The sequence below is a fragment of the Vibrio sp. 10N.261.45.E2 genome (assembly GCF_002875705.1).
GTDB lineage: Bacteria > Pseudomonadota > Gammaproteobacteria > Enterobacterales > Vibrionaceae > Vibrio.
In genome coordinates this window covers 2,153-2,745 of the sequence record NZ_MCZZ01000036.1, presented here as the reverse complement: position 1 = coordinate 2,745, position 593 = coordinate 2,153, and the positions used below count along the sequence as shown (strand labels likewise).

At 35.8% G+C, this 593-nt stretch carries 1 protein-coding gene; it reads left to right on the top strand.

Annotated features, from left to right (window positions below; genetic code table 11):
- Window positions 1–332: 332 nt before the first annotated feature.
- A partial coding sequence (locus BCT34_RS24360) for a hypothetical protein (protein WP_165690288.1) occupies window positions 333–593 on the top strand: 261 nt, incomplete at its 3' end.

Here is a 593-nt window from a genome sequence, read left to right as displayed (position 1 = left end):
TAGAACAAAGTCACCGCTGGGTAAAACAGAAAACCCGTCAAGCACTTGGATGGAAGTCATTGGAGGGAGCGAAAGCTAGCCTCCACGGTAAAGAATTGTGGACGATGCTGAAACGTGACCAAATAGAAATTGAAGGTGAGACAGCCTTTGAGCGATTTTACGCGCTCGCAGAATAATTGTATCTGGAGGACGGGTCTGCCACGCTTCTAACAATATTTGCGACAGAATCCTACTGGACAAGGCTTGTCAAATTAGCATAATACAAAGCAAGGTCATTATTTTTGGCTAAATCCCTCATTTGTGAACACATAGAACTTTAGAGAGTATATAAAATGTATGTAAAAGTATTAGGATTTGATTTAATAATCAAAGATGAAAATGGTAATGAGAAACTTATTGAAAATGGACTCATTGATGTTTTTAAAGGTAATTTAGATATTTATGATGAAAATGGTAAAGAAATAACTAAGTCAGACATTTTAAATAAAGTAAATTTAAAGGGCATGTCATCCATATTAATTGATGACATTATAGAAGAACACGGCGATGATATAGATTTTAAAGCTGTTATGGAAGAAGCGGAAGAGAAAGCC